This window comes from Fodinicola feengrottensis (genome assembly GCF_039530045.1).
In the GTDB taxonomy this organism is placed as follows: Bacteria; Actinomycetota; Actinomycetes; order Mycobacteriales; family HKI-0501; genus Fodinicola; species Fodinicola feengrottensis.
In genome coordinates, this window is sequence record NZ_BAAANY010000002.1 from 153,748 (window position 1) to 174,565 (window position 20,818).

25 protein-coding genes and 1 pseudogene are annotated in these 20,818 nt (G+C 66.2%); 15 read left to right on the forward strand and 11 right to left on the reverse strand.

Going from position 1 to position 20,818, the window contains the following annotated elements:
• Positions 1 to 220 precede the first annotated feature (220 nt).
• Positions 221 to 991, reverse strand: a complete 771-nt coding sequence (locus ABD301_RS03175) for an enoyl-CoA hydratase-related protein (protein ID WP_344306968.1) — start codon at positions 989 to 991, stop codon at positions 221 to 223.
• 111 nt (positions 992 to 1,102) lie between these two features.
• On the opposite strand from ABD301_RS03175, the gene ABD301_RS03180 reads away from it, so the two are divergent.
• From ABD301_RS03180 to ABD301_RS03230, 11 genes are all read left to right on the forward strand, one after another.
• Positions 1,103 to 2,005 (forward strand): SIS domain-containing protein, encoded by a 903-nt coding sequence (locus tag ABD301_RS03180; RefSeq protein WP_344306970.1) that lies wholly within the window; start codon positions 1,103 to 1,105, stop codon positions 2,003 to 2,005.
• Positions 2,006 to 2,042: 37 nt separating this feature from the next.
• A complete protein-coding gene (locus tag ABD301_RS03185; protein WP_163567573.1) occupies positions 2,043 to 2,963 on the forward strand; it encodes an ROK family protein in 921 nt (306 codons plus the stop codon).
• Positions 2,960 to 4,105: an N-acetylglucosamine-6-phosphate deacetylase gene (gene nagA, locus ABD301_RS03190; RefSeq protein WP_344306973.1), complete on the forward strand. Its 1,146-nt coding sequence runs from the start codon at positions 2,960 to 2,962 to the stop codon at positions 4,103 to 4,105. The genes ABD301_RS03185 and nagA overlap by 4 nt, the downstream gene beginning before the upstream one ends.
• Positions 4,092 to 4,934 (forward strand): class II fructose-bisphosphate aldolase, encoded by an 843-nt coding sequence (locus tag ABD301_RS03195; protein WP_344306975.1) that lies wholly within the window; start codon positions 4,092 to 4,094, stop codon positions 4,932 to 4,934. Before nagA ends, ABD301_RS03195 begins: the two co-directional genes overlap by 14 nt.
• A gap of 5 nt (positions 4,935 to 4,939) precedes the next feature.
• Positions 4,940 to 5,347: a Uma2 family endonuclease gene (locus ABD301_RS03200; RefSeq protein WP_344306977.1), complete on the forward strand. Its 408-nt coding sequence runs from the start codon at positions 4,940 to 4,942 to the stop codon at positions 5,345 to 5,347.
• A gap of 78 nt (positions 5,348 to 5,425) precedes the next feature.
• A complete protein-coding gene (locus ABD301_RS03205; RefSeq protein ID WP_344306979.1) occupies positions 5,426 to 6,001 on the forward strand; it encodes a Uma2 family endonuclease in 576 nt (191 codons plus the stop codon).
• 129 nt (positions 6,002 to 6,130) lie between these two features.
• A complete protein-coding gene (locus tag ABD301_RS03210; RefSeq protein ID WP_163567571.1) occupies positions 6,131 to 6,433 on the forward strand; it encodes a type II toxin-antitoxin system Phd/YefM family antitoxin in 303 nt (100 codons plus the stop codon).
• Positions 6,430 to 6,843 carry a type II toxin-antitoxin system VapC family toxin gene (locus ABD301_RS03215; RefSeq protein WP_163567438.1) on the forward strand — a complete coding sequence of 138 codons (414 nt, stop codon included), beginning with the start codon at positions 6,430 to 6,432 and terminating at the stop codon, positions 6,841 to 6,843. The genes ABD301_RS03210 and ABD301_RS03215 overlap by 4 nt, the downstream gene beginning before the upstream one ends.
• Before the next feature lie 176 nt (positions 6,844 to 7,019).
• A complete protein-coding gene (locus ABD301_RS03220) occupies positions 7,020 to 8,351 on the forward strand; it encodes a PepSY-associated TM helix domain-containing protein (RefSeq protein ID WP_344306983.1) in 1,332 nt (443 codons plus the stop codon).
• On the forward strand, positions 8,348 to 8,713 hold the full coding sequence (locus tag ABD301_RS03225) for a hypothetical protein (protein ID WP_344306985.1): 366 nt from the start codon (positions 8,348 to 8,350) through the stop codon (positions 8,711 to 8,713). The genes ABD301_RS03220 and ABD301_RS03225 overlap by 4 nt, the downstream gene beginning before the upstream one ends.
• Positions 8,706 to 9,152 carry a hypothetical protein gene (locus ABD301_RS03230; RefSeq protein WP_344306987.1) on the forward strand — a complete coding sequence of 149 codons (447 nt, stop codon included), beginning with the start codon at positions 8,706 to 8,708 and terminating at the stop codon, positions 9,150 to 9,152. The genes ABD301_RS03225 and ABD301_RS03230 overlap by 8 nt, the downstream gene beginning before the upstream one ends.
• On the opposite strand, the gene ABD301_RS03235 is transcribed toward ABD301_RS03230, so the two are convergent.
• On the reverse strand, positions 9,081 to 9,548 hold the full coding sequence (locus ABD301_RS03235; RefSeq protein WP_344306989.1) for an Lrp/AsnC family transcriptional regulator: 468 nt from the start codon (positions 9,546 to 9,548) through the stop codon (positions 9,081 to 9,083). The genes ABD301_RS03230 and ABD301_RS03235 overlap by 72 nt on opposite strands.
• A gap of 83 nt (positions 9,549 to 9,631) precedes the next feature.
• Here ABD301_RS03235 and ABD301_RS03240 point away from each other — a divergent pair, with 83 nt between their 5' ends.
• On the forward strand, positions 9,632 to 10,237 hold the full coding sequence (locus ABD301_RS03240) for a hypothetical protein (RefSeq protein ID WP_279579606.1): 606 nt from the start codon (positions 9,632 to 9,634) through the stop codon (positions 10,235 to 10,237).
• Here ABD301_RS03240 and ABD301_RS03245 read toward each other — a convergent pair.
• On the reverse strand, positions 10,194 to 12,200 hold the full coding sequence (locus ABD301_RS03245) for a methylmalonyl-CoA mutase family protein (protein WP_344306992.1): 2,007 nt from the start codon (positions 12,198 to 12,200) through the stop codon (positions 10,194 to 10,196). The two genes, ABD301_RS03240 and ABD301_RS03245, sit on opposite strands and share 44 nt — an antisense overlap.
• A 151-nt stretch (positions 12,201 to 12,351) precedes the next feature.
• On the opposite strand from ABD301_RS03245, the gene ABD301_RS03250 reads away from it, so the two are divergent.
• Both ABD301_RS03250 and ABD301_RS03255 read left to right on the forward strand, forming a co-directional pair.
• On the forward strand, positions 12,352 to 12,627 hold the full coding sequence (locus ABD301_RS03250) for a hypothetical protein (RefSeq protein WP_163567435.1): 276 nt from the start codon (positions 12,352 to 12,354) through the stop codon (positions 12,625 to 12,627).
• Complete coding sequence (locus ABD301_RS03255; RefSeq protein WP_279579604.1) at positions 12,624 to 13,028, forward strand: type II toxin-antitoxin system VapC family toxin; 405 nt, start codon at positions 12,624 to 12,626, stop codon at positions 13,026 to 13,028. The genes ABD301_RS03250 and ABD301_RS03255 overlap by 4 nt, the downstream gene beginning before the upstream one ends.
• Positions 13,029 to 13,188: 160 nt before the next feature.
• Here the strand turns inward: ABD301_RS03255 and ABD301_RS03260 are convergent, their stop codons facing one another.
• Positions 13,189 to 13,581 (reverse strand): STAS domain-containing protein, encoded by a 393-nt coding sequence (locus tag ABD301_RS03260; protein WP_344306995.1) that lies wholly within the window; start codon positions 13,579 to 13,581, stop codon positions 13,189 to 13,191.
• Between the two features lie 323 nt (positions 13,582 to 13,904).
• Between ABD301_RS03260 and ABD301_RS03265 the strand changes: the two genes are divergently transcribed.
• A complete protein-coding gene (locus ABD301_RS03265; RefSeq protein ID WP_279579603.1) occupies positions 13,905 to 14,282 on the forward strand; it encodes a hypothetical protein in 378 nt (125 codons plus the stop codon).
• A gap of 2 nt (positions 14,283 to 14,284) precedes the next feature.
• Here the strand turns inward: ABD301_RS03265 and ABD301_RS03270 are convergent, their stop codons facing one another.
• From ABD301_RS03270 to ABD301_RS03300, 7 genes and pseudogenes are all read right to left on the reverse strand, one after another.
• Positions 14,285 to 14,866 (reverse strand): TIGR03086 family metal-binding protein, encoded by a 582-nt coding sequence (locus ABD301_RS03270; protein ID WP_344306997.1) that lies wholly within the window; start codon positions 14,864 to 14,866, stop codon positions 14,285 to 14,287.
• Positions 14,863 to 15,864 (reverse strand): sigma-70 family RNA polymerase sigma factor, encoded by a 1,002-nt coding sequence (locus ABD301_RS03275; RefSeq protein WP_344306999.1) that lies wholly within the window; start codon positions 15,862 to 15,864, stop codon positions 14,863 to 14,865. Before ABD301_RS03275 ends, ABD301_RS03270 begins: the two co-directional genes overlap by 4 nt.
• Positions 15,865 to 15,937: 73 nt before the next feature.
• On the reverse strand, positions 15,938 to 17,218 hold the full coding sequence (murA, locus tag ABD301_RS03280) for a UDP-N-acetylglucosamine 1-carboxyvinyltransferase (RefSeq protein ID WP_344307001.1): 1,281 nt from the start codon (positions 17,216 to 17,218) through the stop codon (positions 15,938 to 15,940).
• A 246-nt stretch (positions 17,219 to 17,464) separates the two neighbouring features.
• The gene (locus tag ABD301_RS03285; protein ID WP_344307003.1) at positions 17,465 to 17,908 is read right to left on the reverse strand and encodes a DUF2550 domain-containing protein; all 444 of its coding nucleotides are present in this window, start codon (positions 17,906 to 17,908) and stop codon (positions 17,465 to 17,467) included.
• A 49-nt stretch (positions 17,909 to 17,957) separates the two neighbouring features.
• Positions 17,958 to 18,218, reverse strand: a pseudogene (locus ABD301_RS03290) (F0F1 ATP synthase subunit epsilon); the annotation flags it as partial.
• A 196-nt stretch (positions 18,219 to 18,414) separates the two neighbouring features.
• Positions 18,415 to 19,866, reverse strand: coding sequence for a F0F1 ATP synthase subunit beta (atpD, locus tag ABD301_RS03295; protein ID WP_344307005.1), 1,452 nt, complete (start codon positions 19,864 to 19,866; stop codon positions 18,415 to 18,417).
• Positions 19,866 to 20,816, reverse strand: a complete 951-nt coding sequence (locus ABD301_RS03300) for a F0F1 ATP synthase subunit gamma (protein ID WP_344307007.1) — start codon at positions 20,814 to 20,816, stop codon at positions 19,866 to 19,868. The genes atpD and ABD301_RS03300 overlap by 1 nt, the downstream gene beginning before the upstream one ends.
• Between the last annotated feature and the right edge of the window lie 2 nt (positions 20,817 to 20,818).

The following is a 20,818-nucleotide window of genomic DNA, read 5'->3' on the forward strand; positions in this document are numbered from 1 at the left end:
CAGCTCCCTCGACGGCGCCTCTCTATCCACTGTAGACAGTGGACGGGTGCGGATTTTTGGCTTGCGTACGGGCAATGCCGAGCCGGTCTGGCAGCCTCCCGGGGAGAGTCGGTTGGTAGCCGGGCAGGTGCTTTTCGTGGTCGCCACCCGGGCCGGCCTCGCCAAAATCCTGGTCGCCAGCGGCGCTCACTGATGCACTCCGCGGGTCAGACTTTCGGTGTTAGCCAGGCCAGACAGGCGGCCGCTTCTCCATGAAGGACGCCATCCCCTCGCGGGCCTCGGGAGTCTGCGAAGCCGCCGCCATCACCTCCAGGGCCAGTGCGTACGCGTCGGCCTCCGGCCGGTCAAGTTGCCCGTACAGAGTCTGTTTCCCCAGCTCCTTGCTTCGCCGGCTGCCCCGCGTCGCGGCGGCCAACAGTTCGCCGACGGCCTTGTCGAGCTCCCCGTCCGGTACGACGCGGTTGACCAGCCCCCAGTCGTACGCCGTGCGCGCGTCGATCATGTCGCCGGTGAGCGCCAGCTCCATTGCCCGCTTGCGACCGATATTGCGGGCGATCGACACCATCGGGGTGTGGCAGAACCAGCCGCCTTTGCCGCCAGGCGCGGCGAAAGCGGCGGACTCGGCGGCGACCGCGAGGTCACAGGTGGCGACCAGCTGGCAGCCGGCGGCGGTCGCGAGGCCGTGTACGCGCGCGATGACCACTTGCGGCACCGACTGGATCGTCTCGCACAGCCGCGTACACGTCGTCAGGAGCGTGCGTACGTCATGAAGGTCGGCGGACGCGACATCGGCGAAATCATGGCCGGCGGAGAAGACCTTGCCGGCGCCGGCCAGCACGATCCCGGTCGCCGCCGAGCGGCCGACCTCGTCGAACGCCTCCTGCAGCTCGCGCAGGTGGGCCAGTGAGAGCGCGTTGCGGCGCTCCGGGCGGTTCATCGTGATGGTCGCGACCGGACCGTCGCGCTCGACCAGTACCCGTTCGTACGCCATGGACTCGAAGATACCCGTGCATCCGGCACTGTGATGAGAGTAATAATTGCGCGCAGACATGTTCGTACGACAGGCTTATCGAGCAGAAACGCGCAAGGAGAGGGAGTTCTAGTGACGGAAACAGCCAACCGGCATCTCGCCGCCGAGATCGCCGACCAGCCGGTGGCCTGGGCGAAAGCAGTCGACAAGATCAGCAGCGCCGGGCTCGACTGCGGCGGCGCCCTGCCGGCGGCCGGCGAGCGGGTGGCCGTGGTCGGCTGCGGCACCTCCTACTTCATGGCGCAGGTGTACGCGTACCTGCGTGAAGACGCAGGTCAGGGACTCACCGACGCTTACGCGGCGAGCGAGCACCGGCTCGGTCGCGGCTACGACCGGGTGGTTCTGCTCAGCCGTTCGGGCACCACGACCGAGGTGCTGGAAGTCGCTGAGCAGCTCAAGGGCCCTCGTACGACCGCCATTGTCGGCAACGCCTCAATGCCGCTGGCCGGCCTGACCGACGACGTGATCGCGCTGGACTGGGCGGACGAGCAGTCGGTCGTCCAGACCCGCTTCGCGACCACCGCGGTCGCCCTCTTCCGTGCCCACCTCGGTGAGGACCTGACCGACGCGATCGCCGACTGCCGCAAGGCTCTCGACACCGGGCCGGACGCGGAGCTGGTCAACGCCGAGCAGTACACCTTCCTCGGCCACGGCTCGACCGTCGGGCTGGCCACCGAGGCCGCGCTGAAGATGCGCGAGTCGACCCAGTCGTGGACCGAGTCGTATCCGGCGATGGAATACCGGCACGGCCCGATCGCGATCACCACCACCGGCCGGGTCGCCTGGATGCTGGGTACGCCGCCGGAGGGACTCGCCGAGCAGGTGGCCGCGACCGGAGGCCGGTTCGAGACATCGGAGCTGGACCCGCTCGCCGAGCTTGTCCGGATACAACGGGTTTGCCTGGCCAAGGCGACCGCGGCCGGCCTGGACGCCGACCACCCGCGGCACCTGACCCGCTCGGTCATCCTGACCTGAGCGAGAGACAACCGTCATGAGCAGGCAAAATCAGGGCATGCCTGACGATCGTTGCGTGCTCGCCGTGGATGTCGGCGGCACCGGACTGAAGGCCGAGCTCCTCGGCCCAGACCTGGCGCCCCTGCGTACGCACACGACGCCCACCGACGCTGACCGCGGGCCGGACGCGGTGGTGGAGACGATCCTGCGGCTCTGCGCCGACCTGACCGCGACCGCGCCGATTCCGGTCGCGGCGGCCTCGCTGGCCGTGCCGGGCCTGGTCGACGCGGAACAGGGCATCGCGCTCTGGTCGGCGAACATCGGCTGGCGGGACGTGCCGCTGCGCAAGCTCGTCGAGCAACGCCTCGGCATCACCGCGACGGTCGTTCACGACCTCGCGGTCGGCGGCTTCGCGGAGGCCCGGATCGGCGCCGGAGCGGGTGTCGCGGACCAGTTGTTCATCGCGATCGGTACGGGCATCGCCGGCGCCATCACCGCCGGCGGAATACCGATCACCGTCGGGCACGGCCAGGCTGGCGAAATCGGGCACGTCATTGTCGAAGAAGGCGGCCCGCTCTGCGGTTGCGGTGCGTACGGCTGCCTGGAAGCAATTTCGTCGGCCGCCGCCATTTCCCGGCATTACGCCGATCGCTCCGGCACCAAGCGTTCGACCGCCGAAATTGCCACTCGGCTGGGGAAAGACCCGATCGCCGACGAGGTTTGGGCGCAAGCCGTACAAGCCCTGTCGCGCGCTCTGGTCTCATACGTGAGCCTGCTCGCGCCGAGCATCATCGTGATCGGCGGCGGGCTGGCGGAGTCCGGCCCGGCACTTTTTGAGCCGCTGCGGGCCGCGATGGCCGCGCGGGTGACCTTCCAGTCCCTGCCCACCCTGGTGCCGGCCAAACTCGGCGCCCGCGCCACCGTGATCGGCGCCGGCCTGCTGGCCTGGGACAAACTCAACGAGGAAGCGACTGAATGACTGTCTTTTCCCACGCCCGCTTGGTGCTGGCCGACCGGGTCCTCGAAAACGGCTGGGTTCGCGTTGATGGCGACACCATCGCGGAGGTCGGCGAAGGTGACGTTGATGGCACCGATCTCGGGGGCCGCTGGCTCACGCCCGGGCTGATCGACATTCACGTACACGGCGGAAACGGCGCCTCCTACAATGCGGCCGAGCCCGGCGCCATCCAGACAGTCACCGATTTTCATCGCTCGTACGGCACCACCACGATGCTCGGCGGTCTGGTCACCGGGAAACCCGACGACATGCGTACGGCCACCGCCGTGCTGGCCGACAGCTGCGACGCCGGCGAAATCGGCGGCATTTATCTCGAAGGCCCGTTTCTCAACGTCGCACGCAAAGGCGCGCACGATCCCGAACTTTTGCGGATGCCTGATGTCGCACTGATGGAATCCGTGCTGGAAGCCGGCCGCGGGCACGTCAAACAGGTCACGATCGCGCCCGAACTGCCCGGCGCGCTGGATTTGATCAAGCGCTGCGCCGATCATGGCGTCATCACGGCCGTCGGCCATACGGACGGCTCGTACGAACAGGTCAGGGCCGGTTTTGACGCGGGCGCACTGATGGCGACGCACCTTTTCAACGGCATGCGGCCGCTGCACCACCGCGACCCCGGACCAATTGCCGCCTCGATGGCCCAAGCCGGCGCGATCTGTGAGGTCATCGCCGACGGCGTGCATTTGGCCGATGGAACGGTCGAGATGCTTTTTGGCGTACTCGGCTCCAGTCGAATCGCTCTTGTCACCGACGCGATGTCCGCCGCCGGCGTCGGCGACGGCGAGTTTCAGCTCGGCCACTTGAAAGTGCACGTCATCGACGGCGTCGCCCGACTGGAAAACGGTTCGATCGCCAGCAGCACAGCCACTTTGGCGCAAGTTGTCGCTCGTACCACCGGCATGGGAGTCGCATTCCCCGATGCCGTACGCGCCGCCAGCCTCACCCCGGCACGCCTGCATTCCCTGGACAAATCCGTCGGTGCGATCGCTCCCGGCCTGCGCGCGGACCTGGTCGCCTGGAACGACGACCTGACCGTCGCCGGTGTCCTGCGCGCCGGTTCGTGGGTCCGGCCCATCGAAGGAGCTCCGCATGCCGCTCGCTGAGATCGGCGACCTGATCACCCCGGCCGCCACCCGAGGTCGCGGTGTCGGCGCTTTCAATGTGATCCAACTGGAGCACGCGGAGGCGATCGTCACCGGCGCCGAGCGAGTCGGCGCGCCAGTTGTTTTGCAGATCAGCGAAAACACGGTCGCTTTCCATCGGGGATTGTTGGCACCGATCGGGCGGGCGTGTCTCGCGATCGCCGAAGCGGCCACGGTGCCGGTGGCTGTGCATCTCGACCACGCCACCCGCGAGGATTTGGTGCATGAGGCCGTACGACTGGGCATCCGATCGGTGATGTATGACGCGTCCGCCCTTACGTACGAAGAAAACGTCGCCGCGACCGCCGCGATTGTCCGCTGGTGCGGTGACTACGGCGCGTGGCTGGAGGCGGAATTGGGCGAAGTCGGTGGAAAAGATGGCGTCCACGCGCCCGGCGCCCGTACCGACCCCGATGACGCGGCACGCTATGTCTCGTACACCAAAGTCCAGGCACTCGCCGTTGCCGTTGGCAGCTCGCACGCCATGCTGACCCGCGACGCGGTCCTGGACATCGACCTGATCCGGAAAATCCACGCAACTGTGCCAGTTCCGCTGGTTCTGCACGGTTCGTCCGGAGTGCCGGACGCGGGCATGACCGAAGCGGTTTCGGCCGGCATGACCAAAATCAACATCGCGACGCATCTCAACAAGGCACTTACCGCCGCGGTACGCGAAAAACTCGACGCCGATACAGCCCTGGTCGACCCACGGAAATACCTCGGCCCCGGCCGCGACGCGATCGCCGACCAAGTCGCCCATCTCCTCGGCGTTCTACGAGCAGTAGAATAGGTGCTGTGGATCTACCGTTAACGCATCGCTGGGCCGTCACCGCCATCGAAGACGCCCTGCAGCTCCATCGGCCCAGCGACGCTTATGTCTTCCAAAGCACCGCAGTCCACCTCGCGGACACCACGGTCATTCCGGATTTGCTCGTCGTACAAGAGGAAACACCGTTCCACGGCGATGCGTACGACGCCGGCGGGGTGCTCCTGGTGGTGGAGGTCGGCCAGGCCAGCAGTGCCGTTTACGCGGACAGTGGCGTCCCGTCGTACTGGCGGATCGACCCCGACCTCACCTTGTCCTGCTTCCACCTGCGGGACGGCTCGTACGAGCTGGCCACCGCGGCCGGCCTCGGCGAACACCTCACCGTCGACTTCCCCTGGCCCATCTCCTTCGCCGTCGACCACCTCCGGCTTCCTTAGACCGCGTTTGACGGCCGGCGCGTTTCTGTCGGACCCTCTTCGTACGGTTCGAGATGATCGAGCCGGGAGGAGTACGAGATGATGACGACACTGACGGATGAAGACATGGACCCTTTCACCATTGACGGGCACACGGCGGCCGATCTGTCCCACGAGCCAGAGGACGGGCTCGGCCGCGAGCTGCACGACGGGGTGATCTACGTGGTCCCACCACCATCCAACAAACACCAATGGGCGGAAAGCGCTCTCGAACGTGCGCTGCTTCGGCGCTGCCCGGAGGACGCCTACGTCTTTCGCGGGTGCGGAGTGCACACCGGCGCCAACCGCTTGTATGTGCCGGACGCGATGGTCGTTAAGGCCAACACCCCGTTCCACGACAACGCGTACGACGCCAGTGGCGTCCTGCTCGTCGCAGAAGTCGTGTCCCCGTCATCGGTCACGATGGACCGGGCAGCGAAACCGGCCGTCTACGCCGAATGCGGCATCCCTTCGTACTGGCGAGTCGACCGCGACCTCACCATGCACTGCTTCGAACTGATCGACGGGGCGTACGTGCCGGTGGCGAAGGCATCTCGCGGCGAAAAGCTCACCCTGGACCACCCATGGCCGGTCACCATCACCGTCGACGACCTGGTCCTGCCACACGAACGCTGAGGGGCGCGGTTTCGTCCGACCCGGCTCCTACGGTGCACGTAAGAGCATCGGAAGGAGCATCACATGGGAAGTGCGAACCCGGTCGACACTGCTAGTCTGTCTAGACAGGACAGACTAGGGAGCGAGCCAATGAACGACCATCTCGGAGATCATTGGCAGGTCCAAGAGGCCAAGCAACGGTTCAGCGAGGTTCTACGCGCCGTTGAGAACAACGGCCCGCAGACGATCACCCGCCACGGCGAGGAGGTCGCGGTCGTCATCGACATCAACGAATACCGTCGCCTCGCCGGTGCCAGAAAGAGCTTCGCCGAACACCTGCTCTCGTTTCCCAAGATGGACGCTGCCGACGGCGAGCCAGACGTGTTCGACGAGATTGAGCGGGAGCGCAAGAAGGACTTCCCACGTGACATCGATTTGGGTGAATGGGAATGAGCTACCTTCTTGACACCAACATATTGTGCGAGTCCAGCAAGCCGCGTCCAAACGCGGGCGTTGTGAGCTGGATGCGGCAGGCCTCAGTCGGCAGGCTCATGCTCAGCGTCGTGACGATAGGTGAGATACGTCGTGGCGTGGAGCGCCTTCGTGCCCGGAATGATCACCCGCAAGCTCGCCGCTATGAGCAATGGCTGGCTGAAACCCAGGACCTGTATAGCGAGCGGCTGATTCCGGTGGACATACGGGTCGCCGAGACGTGGGGCGACATTGATGCGCAACATCCACTCGCGACAACCGATGGGCTCATAGCGGCGACCGCCAAAGTCCATGGCCTGACTGTCATAACCCGCAACACAAAGGACTTCCACACTACTGGAGTTCGCATTCTGAACCCATTTACCAGTTGACCCGACAAATCGGCCTGTCCGGTGGGGGATGTCCTTCGCCACCGGTCAGGCTGCCGCCACCTCTAGACCAGCAGGTAAAGTAAGGCTAACCTACTCACGGTCCGCGTTGCGTGACCGCGGCCGCGGGCCCCCATCCCGACTGGCCGTGCCACACGTACGTACGGAGGGGGCGAGCCGTGAGCGCCGACGTCGAGACGCAGCCGGTGGCCGAAGTCGAGGAGTCGGCGGCGCTGACCCGGACCGAAGCCGCTGCGCGCAAAGTTCGCAGCGGCAGCAAGTTTCGCCGGTGGTGGCGGCGCCGGCCGATGCGTCGGTCGCTGGTCCTAACCCACCGCTGGACTTCGTTGGTGTTGGGGCTTTTCCTGATCGCCGAGACGACCTCCGGCGCGATCGTGCTCTACAACGCCGAGTTTTTCCACGCCACTCACGGAAGTTTCTACCAGCACACCACCTCTGCGCATCCGATCACCGCGCAAACGGCCCTTGAGACAGTGCGAAAGGCGCATCCGGAATTCGGCGCGGCCTGGGTCAGCTCGGACAACGGCGTGTTCGCGATCGGCGACGAGGCGTACGAACACGTTTATGGGGTGGATCCAGGCAGTGGCCGGATCACCGGGCTCGCCGACCTCAACGGCGGCCCGATGGGATTCCTGGTGAACCTGCATGACTGCGGGCTCGGCTGCAAGGGATATCCGGGATATGTGCCCTTCCTCGGCGCCACCATGGAAGGGCTGGGCATCAACTGGCTGGCCACCGTCACCTGGGGCGAGTTCATTCTTTTCGTGCTCGGCCTGCTGATGGTGCTGCTCGCGATCTCCGGTCTGATCACGTGGTGGCCAGGCTTTCGGCGGTTCTGGCAGGGCTGGCGGGTACGCACCAAAAAAGGTCGCTTCGCACGGGATTACGACCTGCACAACATCATCGGCATGATCGCGTTGCCGTTCCTGTTCATGTGGGGCCTGACCGGTGCCGCGATCTATGTCCAGCCGGTGGCCAATGTCTGGCTCACGATCACCGGCGGCCACGCCATCGATGAGAGCCGTTTCGACTTCGCCCCACACAAAGTCCCGAAAGGCACGCCGGACATCGGGGTGGACGCAGCCGTACGGGTCGCCCTGCAGCACTACCCGGGCCGGCTGGCTTACCTGACAACACCGGAAAAACTGACGCCCGGCTACTATTCGGTCTCGATCGCCGGATCCTCGTATTCGGCGTACGAATATCGCGCCTTCTACAGCGGTGACACCACGGTCATGGTGGACAGCCACGACCCGAAGAATGTCAAAGTGGTCGACACCAAGGGCGAGCCGCTGTCGAATGTCTTCTACGACAAGGTTTTCGAGGCGCGCCATTTCGGGTGGCTGGTGAATCCGTGGTGGCGGATCATCTGGTTCGTCCTCGGGCTCGCGCCACTCGCGCTGGCGGTGACCGCGCTGTCGACCTGGCTTTTCCGGCACGGCAACAAAAAGCGCCGCAGGCACGCGAAAAAGGCCGCCGCCGCGACATGATCGACGCACTTTCCCTTGCGCTCACCGTCACCTGCGCGTTGGCCGGGATCATCATCCTGGGCGCCGCGCTGCTCAAACGCTATCGCTGGCGGGCCGTACTGCCCACGGTGATCATCGTCGAGGCCGCCCTGCTGATCCAGGCGATCCTCGACCTCGCGGGCCTGCTCGGCGGCCACCACCCCGCCGAGCCGGCCACGCATCTCGCGTATTTGGTGACATCGCTCGCCGTCCTGCCGGTCGCCGGCAGCCAGGTGGCCCGCGACAACGGCCGCTGGGCCGCCACCCTGCTGGCAGTCGCGCTGCTCGCGCTCGCGGTTATCGTCGTACGGCTGCAAACGACTTGGCGGCCGGCCGGTGACTGAGCGGCGGGTCGGACCGGGCCGGGTTTTGCTGGGTTTCTACGCGCTTTTCGTGGTCGCCGCCGGTTCACGCAGTGCCGTCCAACTCCTCACCCACGCGAGCCGCGCCCCGATCGCGTACACCCTGTCAGCGGTGGCCGCGGCCATCTACCTGGTCGGGCTGATTCTGTTGTACCAGGCCGAAAAGCACCCGACCCGCAGTCGCGGCCTGGCGACCGGCTGGTGCGTTTTCGAGGTGGCCGGCGTCGTCGCGGTCGGCATCACCAGCCTGGCCTGGCCCGCCGCTTTCCCAGACGCCACGGTCTGGTCCCATTTCGGCAGCGGCTACTTTTTCGTACCCGTCCTGCTGCCGATCATCGCCGCCGGCTGGCTAGTTGCCGGAACCCGGCGAGGAGAAGGGGCGCTCGTCGACGATCCGTTTCATCACGATCGTGGACGTTAGTCGTCTTACGCCCGGAAGCACAGCAAGCTTTTCGTCCCGCAGCTGCTGATACGCGGCGATGTCGGCGGTTGCGACCCGTACCAGGTAGTCGGGGTCGCCGAAGAGCCGTTCGGCATGGCGCACCTCTGCGACCGTCGCGAGGCTGCTCTCGAACCGCTCGATCGTTCCGGCGTCCTCGCGGTCCATCGTCACGGACACCAGGACCTCGAAACCCAGGCCCAGCGAGGCCGGGTCGACGACAGCTCGATAGCCGCGGATGACGCCCGCTCGTTCCAACTCGCGCAGCCGGCGGTGACAGGGTGCCACGCTGAGCCCGACCCGCTGGGCCAGCTCGGTCACGGTTAACCGTGCTTCCGCTTCCAGCAGAGCAAGAATCTTGCGGTCGATGGCATCCATACGTCGGATACTAGCTCAAAATTGCCTCCCACCGCATAGATTAGCAAGGTTCTGCCGGTCAAATCGGCGTATTCTTGCTGCATATGGAACAGTTTCTCGACTACCTCCCGTTCGCCGCCGCAGCGTTCGGAATCCCGCAGTATCTGCCCCAAATCGTCAAACTCCGGCGTACGCGCGACATCGCAGGCGTGTCCTGGCCATGGGCGACGCTGACGAGCGTTAACAATGCCGCGTGGTTCGGCTACTTCGCGCTGTCCGCCTACTGGACGGCACTGGTGCCGTCGTCGGCCGCATCGGTGCTTGCCGGCACGCTCGCGGTCATGCTCGCCGCCCGCGGCCTGGTCACCGTCCGCGCGGTCCTCGCGATTTGTTGCTGGGCAACAGTTTTAGTCACGTCGTACGCCGTCGGCGGGCTCATTGGCCTCGGCACCGTACTAGCCGCGGCGTCCATCGTCCAGGTCACGCCCTCGATCTGGACCGCCTACCGGACAGCGCATCCCACCGGCATTTCGCGCGGCACCTGGACATTGGTATTCGGCGAGCTCTCGTGCTGGACGGCCTACGGTCTGCACCGGTCGGACCCGCGGCTGATCGCGCTCGGCATTACCGGCGTGGGCGCCGCCGCACTCATGCTCGCCCGGACACTCAGGCGTCCACCGGCAGGCCGCGGGCTTTGCGGATTTGGGTGACGACTCTCGAGAGGATGCCCGTCAGGTCGAAATCCTTGGGCGTGAAGACCTCGGCCACCCCGAGTTCGCGCAGCCGGACGGCATCGGCGTCTGGAATGATGCCGCCGACCACCACCGGCACATCGTCCAGGCCAGCGTCACGCAAGCCCTTCAAGACATCGGGGACGACTGACAGGTGTGAACCGGACAGCACCGAAAGTCCGACGACATGTACGTCTTCCTGTACGGCGGCCGAGACAATCTGCGCAGGCGTCAACCGGATCCCTTGGTAGACAACCTCAAAACCGCAGTCTCTGGCGCGTACGGCCACTTGCTCGGCGCCGTTGGAATGACCGTCCAGGCCCGGCTTGCCCACCAGCATCTTCAGATGGACACCCAGTTCTTCGCCGGTCTTGCGAACTTTCTCTCGTACCGCCTCGATATCGGCGCCGACACCGGCCACGCCGGCCGAGCCGCTGACGCCGGTGGGGGCCCGGTATTCCCCGAAAACCTCACGCAGAGCACCGGCCCACTCCCCCGTCGTGACGCCGGCGCGGGCGCACGCGAGGGTCGGGTCCATCAGGTTCGACGTGCCTTTCGCGGCCTCAGTGAGCGCGGCGAGCGCGTCCTCAGCCGCGGTTCTGTCGCGCGCCGCACGCCACGCTCGTACGGCGTCGATTCCCTGCTGTTCGACTGCTTTGTCGACCGTCTGGATCGCGGTGTCCAGGTCCGCGAGCAGCGGGTTGGGCTCTGTGGTGGTGAATTTGTTGACGCCGACCACCACGTCCTCGCCGGACTCCATCCGGCCGCGCCGGGCGGTCAGCGACCGGACCAGCTCGGACTTCATATAGCCGGACTCGACCGCGGCCACCGCGCCGCCCATCTCCCGCACCCGCCGCATTTCCGCGCGCGCACCGTCCACAATGGCCGACACCTTCGCCTCGACCACGGTGGAGCCAGCAAAAAGATCGTCGTATTCCAGCAAATCCGTCTCGTACGCGAGGACCTGCTGGAACCGTAGCGACCACTGCTGGTCCCACGGCCGGGGCAATCCCAGCGCCTCGTTCCAGGCCGGCAGCTGGACAGCGCGGGCGCGGGCGTCCCTGGACAGCGTCACCGCGAGCATTTCCAGCACGATCCGCTGCACGTTGTTCTCCGGCTGCGCCTCGGTCAGGCCCAGCGAGTTCACCTGTACGCCGTACCGAAAACGCCGCTGCTTGGCATCGGTCACGCCATAGCGTTCCGCGGTCAGCTCGTCCCACAGCTGGACGAACGCCCGCATCTTGCACATCTCCTCAATGAAACGCACGCCTGCGTTGACGAAGAAGGAAACCCGCGCCACCACCCGGCCGATGTCGTCCGCGTTGATCTGGCCGGAGTCGCGTACGGCGTCCAGGACCGCGATCGCCGTGCACAGCGCGTACGCGACCTCCTGCACGGGTGTCGCGCCGGCTTCCTGCAGATGGTACGAGCAAATGTTGATGGGGTTCCATTTCGGCACCGCGTTCACCGTGTACGCAACGGTGTCGGTGATCAGCCGCAGGCTCGGCCCGGGCGGAAAGACATACGTGCCGCGGGACAGGTATTCCTTGATGATGTCGTTCTGCGTCGTGCCGGCCAGCTGCCGCGGATCGGCGCCCTGCTCTTCAGCGACCACTTGGTAGAGAGCCAAAAGCCACATCGCGGTGGCGTTGATCGTCATCGACGTGTTCGCGTCGGCGAGCGGAATCTGGTCGAAAAGCTGGCGCATGTCCCCGACATGCGTCACCGGCACGCCGACCTTGCCGACCTCGCCGCGGGACAGTTCGTCGTCCGGGTCGTAGCCGGTCTGGGTCGGCAGGTCGAAAGCCACCGACAGACCGGTCTGGCCCTTTTCCAGGTTCCGCCGATAAAGCGCGTTGGACTCCTTGGCGGTGGAGTGCCCTGCGTACGTACGCATGACCCAGGGGCGGTCGCGCTCGTCAGGACTGCTCGGATACGGCACGGGAGGCCACCTTCCGTGGTGCTCGGATGGCCGGAGTCTACTGGCGGGTAACGATTCAGAACCGTGGCAAGAGCTGCCACATCACCCCGTGAGGTTTCGCACACGGCCCCTCGCTACGTAACCCGAGCAGGAACGCATGTACAATGCATGCATGGTGGCGTTGCAGATCCGAGATGTTCCGATCGAGGTCCGCGATGCGCTCGCCGAGCAGGCCCAGGCCCGCGGCCAGTCGCTGCAGGCGTTTCTGCTCGCGTTGGTCGAACGGGAGGCACGCAGAATGCGCAACATGGAGATCCTGCTGCAGATCGACAAGCAATCGGGCGGGTCACGGCTGACCGCCCAGGAGCACGCTGAAATCCGTACGGCCGAGCGCAGTGAACGCGACCGGCGTTTTGAGGCGGCGCCAGGATCCGAGTCAGACCAGTGATCGTCATTGACGCGTCGGTGTTGTGCTCAGCTCTGACCGATGACGGCCACATCGGCCGGTTGAGCAGGCTCGAAATGATGCGCGATGACCATTGGACGGCGCCGGAACATCTTTTTGTCGAGACGTTCTCGGCCATTCGCGGACGTTTGCTTGGCGGCAAGATTAGTGAAGAGCGCGCCAAACACGCCGTCGCGGCACTGGGCGAGCTGACCATCGACCTGATGGACACCACCGCCCTGCTCTCCACCATGTGGGAGCTGCGCGCGAACGTGTCAGGTTACGACGCGGCATACGTGGCCGCCGCCGAGGCTCTTCGCTGTGCGCTGGTGACCGCGGACGGGAAACTCGCGCGAAGCGAAGCCGCCGGCTGCGAGATCCGACTGATTCGCCACCGCACCTGAGGGAAGGTCAAGCCGTGACCGAAAGAAAATGACCGTTGGTGTCTCGGGCCCGAGACACCAACAGCCTTCTTTTCTTCGGTTGCCCCCGTGGGGCTCTATGTGGTGGTGCTTTCCATAAGGAAGTGGTGCGTTTTCAGATGAAGCTCTATGAAAAATCTGGTCAGGCCGCCGGTCGGACGGTCTCCGACCGCAGCACGCGGTCCAACCCGATAATGCGGAGCAGCCGGGCCACCCGCGGCGGTGTGCCGCGAAGGACCATGGTGCGACCACGGCGGGCGGCCAGGCGCTGGGTCCCAGCCAGCACTCCGAGCCCGGTGGCGTCGACCAACTGCACATCGCTCAGGTCCACAACGAAAGTTCCGCTGCCGACCCCGACCGCGGCGTGCAGCCGCTCACGAACCTCGGTCGCCGTGGATGCGTCCAGGCGACCGTCAACGCAGACGACAGTCAGACCGCCGTCATACCGCTGACGGGGAACGGCCCCCGTTATGCGGGCCAAGGTCAACGTCCCGTCCACCCTGATCCCCCGATCCTCGTCGTTCGAGTCCTGCATGCGCCGGTGTCCTCATCCATCGCGCCTGGTTAGCCCGTCATCTGCCTTGACGCACCAACTCCGGATCGATGACACCGTGTTCGACAATCTGTTCAACAATCTCTTCTACCTATACGACGCTCTGGAACCTGATCTGGTTGCGTCGACATCCATAGCTTGCCAACTGCCACCGACAATTCCATCGACCTACAGAGGGAACCTCTCCCCTAAGGGTGTCCACCTGTGGGGTGAGGGTTCCCCCGGTAGGTCATCCGTTTGACCGATGAGGCACCAATCCATGACTAGTACGCGCGTTTGCGGCCGCGCGATGTCACACTGTCTGGATGGACCTGCTGGTGGCGCTCGTCGTGGTGGCCGTCCTGGCCCTCATTCTGAGGTGGGCGTACGGTTCGCCGCGGCCCAAAGACGCCGAGCTGGCCGAGTTCATGGAGCAGCAGCGGTCGCAGGACCCCACTTCCCACCCCCTGTCCGGTGACCCTGAGCCGCATGAGGCGGCGGTGCCAGACGGCCCGCCAGCGGGCCGCTACGGGCTGCTGGTCGCGGTCGCCCGGGTCGCCACCGAGGCCGACGGGCTGGCTCTGAAGGCGGTGCTGGCGGAGGCGAAGATCCGCGCCACCACCAGCCAGGAGGACGACAGCACGGTGGTGCTGGTCTTCCCCGTCGACGCACCGCGCGCCCGCCGCCTGGTCAGCCAGCGCTAGCGTCAGGGCTGGCGGCCGAGGTAGGCGACCAGCCGGTCGCTGGCGGCGGCCGGGCCAGTCACCCAGACCCGCGGACCGAACAGGCCCGGGCGGTCACCGTCGGCGACCAGCAGCGGCGCGACCTCCAGCAGTTCGGTCGCGAGCGCCCGCGGGATCGGCCGCGGCCGGCCGGTGGCCTGGGCGATGTCCCAACCGTGTACGGCGATCTCGACGGACCCGGCCACCGCGACGACGCAAGCGGTCAGGCCGACGCTTGAGATCTCGATCACACCACCGTCTCCGGGGGTCGTCGCCCACCCACCCATCAGCCGGGACGCCCGCCAACGGAAAGCCGCCAGCGGGTCGGCGACCGACCCTTCGTCGGGCTCACCGTCGATCCGGCCTTCGTCGATGCCGGTGGTGAGAGCGCTGAGCGAGTCGTTCAGATGTCGTACGAGCGTCCGCAGATCCCACGGCCGACAGGGCGTCGGCCAGGACAGTGACTCGTCGGTCACCATCCGTACGGCACCGAGGGCATAGCTCACCGCCCGCTCCAGCAACCCGACTCCCTCGGTGAACTGGGCGGTGGCCGGCAAGCTGGTCATCTCGGCGCGGCTGACACTGGTAAAGCGGCCGAGTCCGGATGCACGTCCGGCAGACCGAACCTGGCGAACAGGTCGGTGTCGAAGAAGGCCACCATCTTGGCCACCAGGCCGTCCACGATCGTCGGCACCTGCAGCGAGTGCGCGCGATGCACACCTTCGTCGTCCAGGATGTAGAGCGCGAGCGCGGTCTGGCCGTTGGCCTGGGTCGGGATGATCTTGATCGCGCCGGCACCATGCGCGGGGCAGTGCGTCTCGATGAGGCTGACGATCGCTTCCCGGCCGCTGAACCACGACAGGTAGGGCGGCATCTGCCAGGTGGCGTCCTGGGTCAACAGCTCCTTGATCGCCACCGTGTCATAGCGCTCGAACGCCGACACCCACTCCTTGAGCAACGCCTTGTCCTGCGGGTTGTCCGGCTCAGTGATGCTGTCCTGCGCCGGCGACACCTCTTCCAGCTGCGCACGCGCGCGCTGCAGGGCGCTGTTGACAGCGGCCGTACTCGTCTCCAGCAGCTCAGCCACCTCCGCGGCACGCCAGGCCAGCACGTCCCGCAGAATCAACACGGCCCGCTGCTTCGGGGGCAGGTGCTGCAGCGCGGCGATCAGCGCCAACCGGATGCTGTCCCGGGAAGCGACGACCGCGGCAGGGTCCGCCGGTGTCTCGACCATCGCGTCCGGCATCGGCTGCAACCAGCTGACCTCCTCCGAGGACGCCAGCTCACCGGTGGGATTGTCGGAGGCCGCGCCAAGGTCCGCCGGCAGCGGCCGGCGCTTGCGGGTGTCGAGCTCGGTCAGGCACGTACGCGTGGCGATCCGATAGAGCCACGTACGCAAAGACGATCGACCCTCAAAGTTGTCGTACGCCCGCCAGGCCCGGATATAGGTCTCCTGCACCAGGTCCTCGGCCTCGTGCACCGAACCGAGCATCCGATAGCAGTGCGCCAGCAGCTCACGCCGGAACGGGTCCGCCAGGCGTACGAACTCCTCGTTGTCCGACATCGCTCTCCCTCACCGTCTGTTTGTCTCCACCATTACAGACCAGCGGGCGCGGCAAAACTCATCGGTCGTTCTTTCAGAATTCCAGCGCGAGTTCGTCGTCCGGCACGTCGACCCGCTGCACGTCCGCGCCCAACCCCTGCAGCTGCGGGACGAAAGCCGGGTAACCCCGGTCGATGTGGCGGATGTCGGACACCTCGGTGACGCCGTCGGCACACAGGCCGGCCAGCAGCAGGCCCGCACCGGCCCGGATGTCGTGCGCGGTCACCGGGGCCCCGGAGAGCTGGTCGCGGCCGCGTACGACCGCGTGGTGGCCGTCGGTGCGTACGTCCGCGCCGAGCCGGGCCATCTCGTTGACGAACATGAACCGGGCGTCGAACACGTTCTCGGTGACCATCGACGGGCCGTCGCTGACGGCGGCCAGCGCGATCGCCATCGGCATCAGGTCGGTCGGGAAACCCGGATAAGGCAGCGTGACGACATCGACGGCCTTCGGGCGGTGGTCCATCTTCACCCGGAAGCCGTCCTGCTCAGCGCTCACCTGCGCGCCGGCGGTGCAGATCTTGTCGAGAGCGATCTCCAGATTCCGCGGATCGGCGCCGCGTACGAGCACGTCGCCGCGGGTCATGGTGGCCGCGACAGCCCACGTGCCAGCCACCATCCGGTCGCCGACCGTACGGTGGCGGACCGGCTTCAGCTCCGGCACACCCTCGATGAGCACGGTCGACTCGCCGGCGCCGGAGATCTTCGCGCCCATCGCGATCAGCATGCCGCAAATGTCCACGATCTCCGGTTCTCGGGCGGCGTTGTCAATCACCGTCGTACCGTCCGCCAGCGCCGCCGCGCTCACCAGGTTCTCGGTGGCGCCCACGCTCGGGAAGTCGAGCCAGATCGACGCGCCGTGCAGCCGGTCGGCCTCGGCGATCACGAAGCCGTGCTCGCTGGACACCTTCGCGCCCATCCGCTCCAGCCCGTCGATGTGCATATCCAGCCCACGCGACCCGATCGCGTCACCGCCCGGATAGGCCACCTTGACCCGACCACGCCGGGTCAACAGCGGACCGAGCACGCAAATCGAGGCCCGCAGCCGACGAACCAGGTCATAGTCGGCCTCGGTGCCGGGCTCCGCCGGCACGTCGATGGTCAGCTCGTCCTCGACCCACTCGACCTCGCAGCCCAGCCTCCTGAGCAGCTCCGCCATGATCGTGACATCCAGGATGCGCGGCACGTTCTCGATGACCGTACGACCTTCGGCCAACAGCGCCGCCGCCATCAACTTCAGAACACTGTTCTTGGCACCGGCGACAAAAACCTCGCCCTCCAGCCGCGCCCCGCCCCGCACCCTGATGATTTCCACCCGGCCCATGGTAGGCGGACCCGCCCCCTGCCCCCTTTCACCCCTCACTCTTACGTGCCCGCCAACAACAGGCTCGACGTCGAGTGCGGGACAAAACCCCACACTCGACGTCGACCGCGGCACAAAGTCCCGCACTCGACGAAAATCCGGCCCGCTACCCAACCGGCATCCCCGTTGTCGAGTCAGCACAACAAAAAATGGCCCCCTCCTCGTTACCGGGAGAGAGCCTCGTACAAACAAAAATACCTAACTGGCCGCGCGATCGGACAAAAACGGCGCCCCCGGCGCGGCAGCCTCAAGCCACGAAAGAAACCCGGTCAACGCACCATCCGCGAGCGCCACCTCGATCCGGGAACCACGATCGGAACAGACCAGCACGATCGCGCCGGGCGGCAGAGCCAGCGTTTCCGGGCCGGACGGTGACCGGCGGCGCAGAATTTCCATGCTGGGCCGCAGAAACAGCCGCTTGGGCCGCGGCCACAGGCTGAAGATCCGGAACCACTGCAGCTCGTCGCCGGAGAACCGTCCGACGCCGAACGCCCAGCCCCACCCGCGGCCGCGGGTGGTCAGCCGGACGCTCATCTCGACGGTTCCGCCGGAGCGACGAAGCAGGTGCCGGCGGGTGTAGATGGCAGCGAGCAGCGCGACCGCGGCAATCACCACCAGGGCGGCTACCTCGATGAACTGCATCTCCCGGCCGCCGGCTTCTCGGCTGCTAGCTCGCCGAGCTGGCGGGAACTTCCGCCGGCTCCGCCGTCTCGGCGAGGATGGACACCCCGTCGGAGTCGACCGACAGGAAACCTCCGTGCACGGTGAAGACCTTCTCACCGTCACGGGTCTTGATTCGCACCTCACCGGGGTCGACCAGTTGGCCGAGCAGCGGAATGTGCCCAGGCAGCACTCCGAGCTCTCCCTCGGTGGTACGCGCGCGAACCATCTCAGCCTCGCCGGAGAAGATCATCTCCTCCACCGCGACGAGTTCCACGTGCAGTTCCGCCACTTGAGCTCCTTTACCGCGATTTAGCGTGAGTCTATCGGCGATTCAGCAAGTTATGTGTGACAGGAATGATTGTCACCAGACATGCTGGAAGTCGACTAATGGCTGCTATTTGGCGAATGGTCGGTTTGTTGCCCTGGCACGTGACAGCCCGGCAGTCGAACCACGACTGCCGGGCCGTCAACGCGTACGAGAACATTTAGCCCTGCAGTTCCTTGGCTTTGCGCTCCACGTCCTCCAGGCCACCGCACATGAAGAAGGCCTGCTCTGGCACGTGGTCGTAGTCGCCCTCGCACAGCCGCTTGAAGGCGTCCACGGTCTCGTCCCGGGACACGAACGAGCCGTCCAGGCCGGTGAAGGCCTTGGCCACGAACGTGTTCTGGGACAGGAAGCGCTCGATCCGACGAGCCCGGCCGACCAGCACCTTGTCCTCTTCGGACAGCTCGTCGATGCCGAGGATCGCGATGATGTCCTGCAGGTCCTTGTAGCGCTGCAGGATGACCTTCACCCGGGAGGCCACGTCGAAGTGGGCCTGCCCGATGTACTGCGGATCCAGGATCCGCGAGGTGGAGGTCAGCGGGTCCACCGCCGGGTAGATGCCCTTGGCCGAAATCGGCCGGGACAGCTCGGTGGTGGCGTCCAGGTGGGCGAAGGTGGTCGCCGGCGCCGGGTCGGTGTAGTCGTCCGCCGGTACGTAGATCGCCTGCATCGACGTGATCGAGTTGCCTCGCGTCGAGGTGATCCGCTCCTGCAGCTGACCCATCTCATCGGCCAGGGTGGGCTGGTAACCCACCGCGGACGGCATCCGGCCGAGCAGCGTGGAGACCTCGGAACCGGCCTGGGTGAACCGGAAGATGTTGTCGATGAAGAGCAGCACGTCCTGCTTCTTCACGTCGCGGAAATACTCCGCCATCGTGAGGGCGGACAGCGCGACCCGAAGACGAGTGCCCGGCGGCTCGTCCATCTGGCCGAAGACCAGCGCGGTCTTGTCGATGACACCGGTCTCGGTCATTTCCTCGATCAGGCCGTTGCCCTCACGAGTACGCTCGCCGACACCGGCGAACACCGACACGCCACCGAAGTTCTCGGCGACCCGGTAAATCATCTCCTGGATGAGCACGGTCTTGCCGACACCGGCACCACCGAACAGGCCGATCTTGCCGCCGACCACGTACGGGGTCAGCAGGTCGAGCACCTTGATGCCGGTCTCCAGCATCTCGGTCTTGGGCTCAAGCTGGTCAAACGGCGGCGGGTCGCGGTGGATCGGCCAGCGGTCCTTGATCTCCAGCTTGGCCGGCTCGATGTCCAGCGGCTCGCCCAGCACGTTGAAGACGTGGCCCTTGGTCACGTCGCCGACCGGCACGGTGATCGCGTTGCCGGTGTTGCGCACCTCGGAGCCGCGGACCAGGCCGTCGGTCTGCTGCATGGAAATCGTACGCACCACGTTGTCGCCCAGGTGCTGTTCGACCTCGAGGGTGAGCACCTGCGTCTGCTCACCCAGGGTCACGTCCACCTTGAGGGCGTGGAACAGGTCCGGCATGGCGTTGCGCGGGAACTCCACGTCCACCACGGAGCCGATCACCTGGACGACCCGGCCGCTGGCCAGTTCGCCCTCGGCCGCGGCCGAAGTCTGGTCAAGAGTCGATGTCACTAGTCTTCACTCCCTGCCGCCGCGAGCGCGTTCGCGCCACCGACGATTTCGCTGATCTCCTGGGTGATTTGCGCCTGCCGCGCCTGGTTCGCCTCGCGGGAGAGGTTCTTGATCAGATCCTCGGCGTTGTCGGTCGCCGACTTCATCGCCTGCTGTCGGGCAGCCGACTCCGAAGCCGCCGCCTCCAACAGCGCGGCGAAAATCCGGGTGTTGACGTACTTCGGCAGGATCGCCGACAGCAGCTCGTCCGCTTCCGGCTCGAACTCGTACTCCGGCAGCAGCTTGTGCTCGGCGCCCTCTTCGACGTACTCCACCTGAAGTGGGGCGACGATCTTGGCCGCCGGGGTCTGGCTGACCATCGAGTGGAATTCGGTCGACACGATGTGCAGCTGGTCGATGCCCGGCACACCGTTCGGCACGTTCGCCAGCTCGCTGGCGTCCACAGTGGACTCGCCGCCGGCGGTGAACGCGGCGATCAGGGTTTCCCCGGCGATCCGCGCGTTCTCGAACCGAGGCTGCTCGCTGAACCCGGCCCACTGCGCCGCGATCGGCCGTTCCCGGAACCGGAAGTACGCGATGCCCTTGCGGCCCATCACGAACAACACCGGCTCGACGTTGTCCTCCCGCAACCGGGAGAACAGCTGCTCGGCCTTGCGCAGCACGTTCGCGTTGTAGCCGCCGGCGAACCCGCGGTCACTGGTGACCACCAGTACGCCGGCCCGCCGAACCTGCTCGCGAGGCACCAGCAGCGGGTGCGTGAGGTTGCTGGCATTGGTCGCCAGCGCGGTCAGCACCCGAGTGATCTCCTCGGTGTACGGCCGAGCCGCGTCCACCCGCTGCCGGGACTTGACGATCCGGGAAGCGGCGATCAGCTCCTGGGCCCGGGTGATCTTCTTGATCGACTGAACAGATCGGACCCGGTCACGGATGATCCGTACGTTGGCTGGCATGG

What these genes read in the sequence shown, in the direction of transcription:
- ABD301_RS03175 (WP_344306968.1), bottom strand. Translation starts at nt 991, where the DNA reads ATGGCGTACGAACGGGTACTGGTCGAGCGCGACGGTCCGGTCGCGACC.
- ABD301_RS03185 (WP_163567573.1), top strand. Translation starts at nt 2,043, where the DNA reads ATGCCTGACGATCGTTGCGTGCTCGCCGTGGATGTCGGCGGCACCGGA.
- nagA (WP_344306973.1), top strand. Translation starts at nt 2,960, where the DNA reads ATGACTGTCTTTTCCCACGCCCGCTTGGTGCTGGCCGACCGGGTCCTC.
- ABD301_RS03195 (WP_344306975.1), top strand. Translation starts at nt 4,092, where the DNA reads ATGCCGCTCGCTGAGATCGGCGACCTGATCACCCCGGCCGCCACCCGA.
- ABD301_RS03205 (WP_344306979.1), top strand. Translation starts at nt 5,426, where the DNA reads ATGATGACGACACTGACGGATGAAGACATGGACCCTTTCACCATTGAC.
- ABD301_RS03210 (WP_163567571.1), top strand. Translation starts at nt 6,131, where the DNA reads ATGAACGACCATCTCGGAGATCATTGGCAGGTCCAAGAGGCCAAGCAA.
- ABD301_RS03215 (WP_163567438.1), top strand. Translation starts at nt 6,430, where the DNA reads ATGAGCTACCTTCTTGACACCAACATATTGTGCGAGTCCAGCAAGCCG.
- ABD301_RS03225 (WP_344306985.1), top strand. Translation starts at nt 8,348, where the DNA reads ATGATCGACGCACTTTCCCTTGCGCTCACCGTCACCTGCGCGTTGGCC.
- ABD301_RS03235 (WP_344306989.1), bottom strand. Translation starts at nt 9,548, where the DNA reads ATGGATGCCATCGACCGCAAGATTCTTGCTCTGCTGGAAGCGGAAGCA.
- ABD301_RS03240 (WP_279579606.1), top strand. Translation starts at nt 9,632, where the DNA reads ATGGAACAGTTTCTCGACTACCTCCCGTTCGCCGCCGCAGCGTTCGGA.
- ABD301_RS03250 (WP_163567435.1), top strand. Translation starts at nt 12,352, where the DNA reads ATGGTGGCGTTGCAGATCCGAGATGTTCCGATCGAGGTCCGCGATGCG.
- ABD301_RS03260 (WP_344306995.1), bottom strand. Translation starts at nt 13,581, where the DNA reads ATGCAGGACTCGAACGACGAGGATCGGGGGATCAGGGTGGACGGGACG.
- ABD301_RS03265 (WP_279579603.1), top strand. Translation starts at nt 13,905, where the DNA reads ATGGACCTGCTGGTGGCGCTCGTCGTGGTGGCCGTCCTGGCCCTCATT.
- ABD301_RS03270 (WP_344306997.1), bottom strand. Translation starts at nt 14,866, where the DNA reads ATGACCAGCTTGCCGGCCACCGCCCAGTTCACCGAGGGAGTCGGGTTG.
- ABD301_RS03275 (WP_344306999.1), bottom strand. Translation starts at nt 15,864, where the DNA reads ATGTCGGACAACGAGGAGTTCGTACGCCTGGCGGACCCGTTCCGGCGT.
- ABD301_RS03285 (WP_344307003.1), bottom strand. Translation starts at nt 17,908, where the DNA reads ATGCAGTTCATCGAGGTAGCCGCCCTGGTGGTGATTGCCGCGGTCGCG.
- ABD301_RS03300 (WP_344307007.1), bottom strand. Translation starts at nt 20,816, where the DNA reads ATGCCAGCCAACGTACGGATCATCCGTGACCGGGTCCGATCTGTTCAG.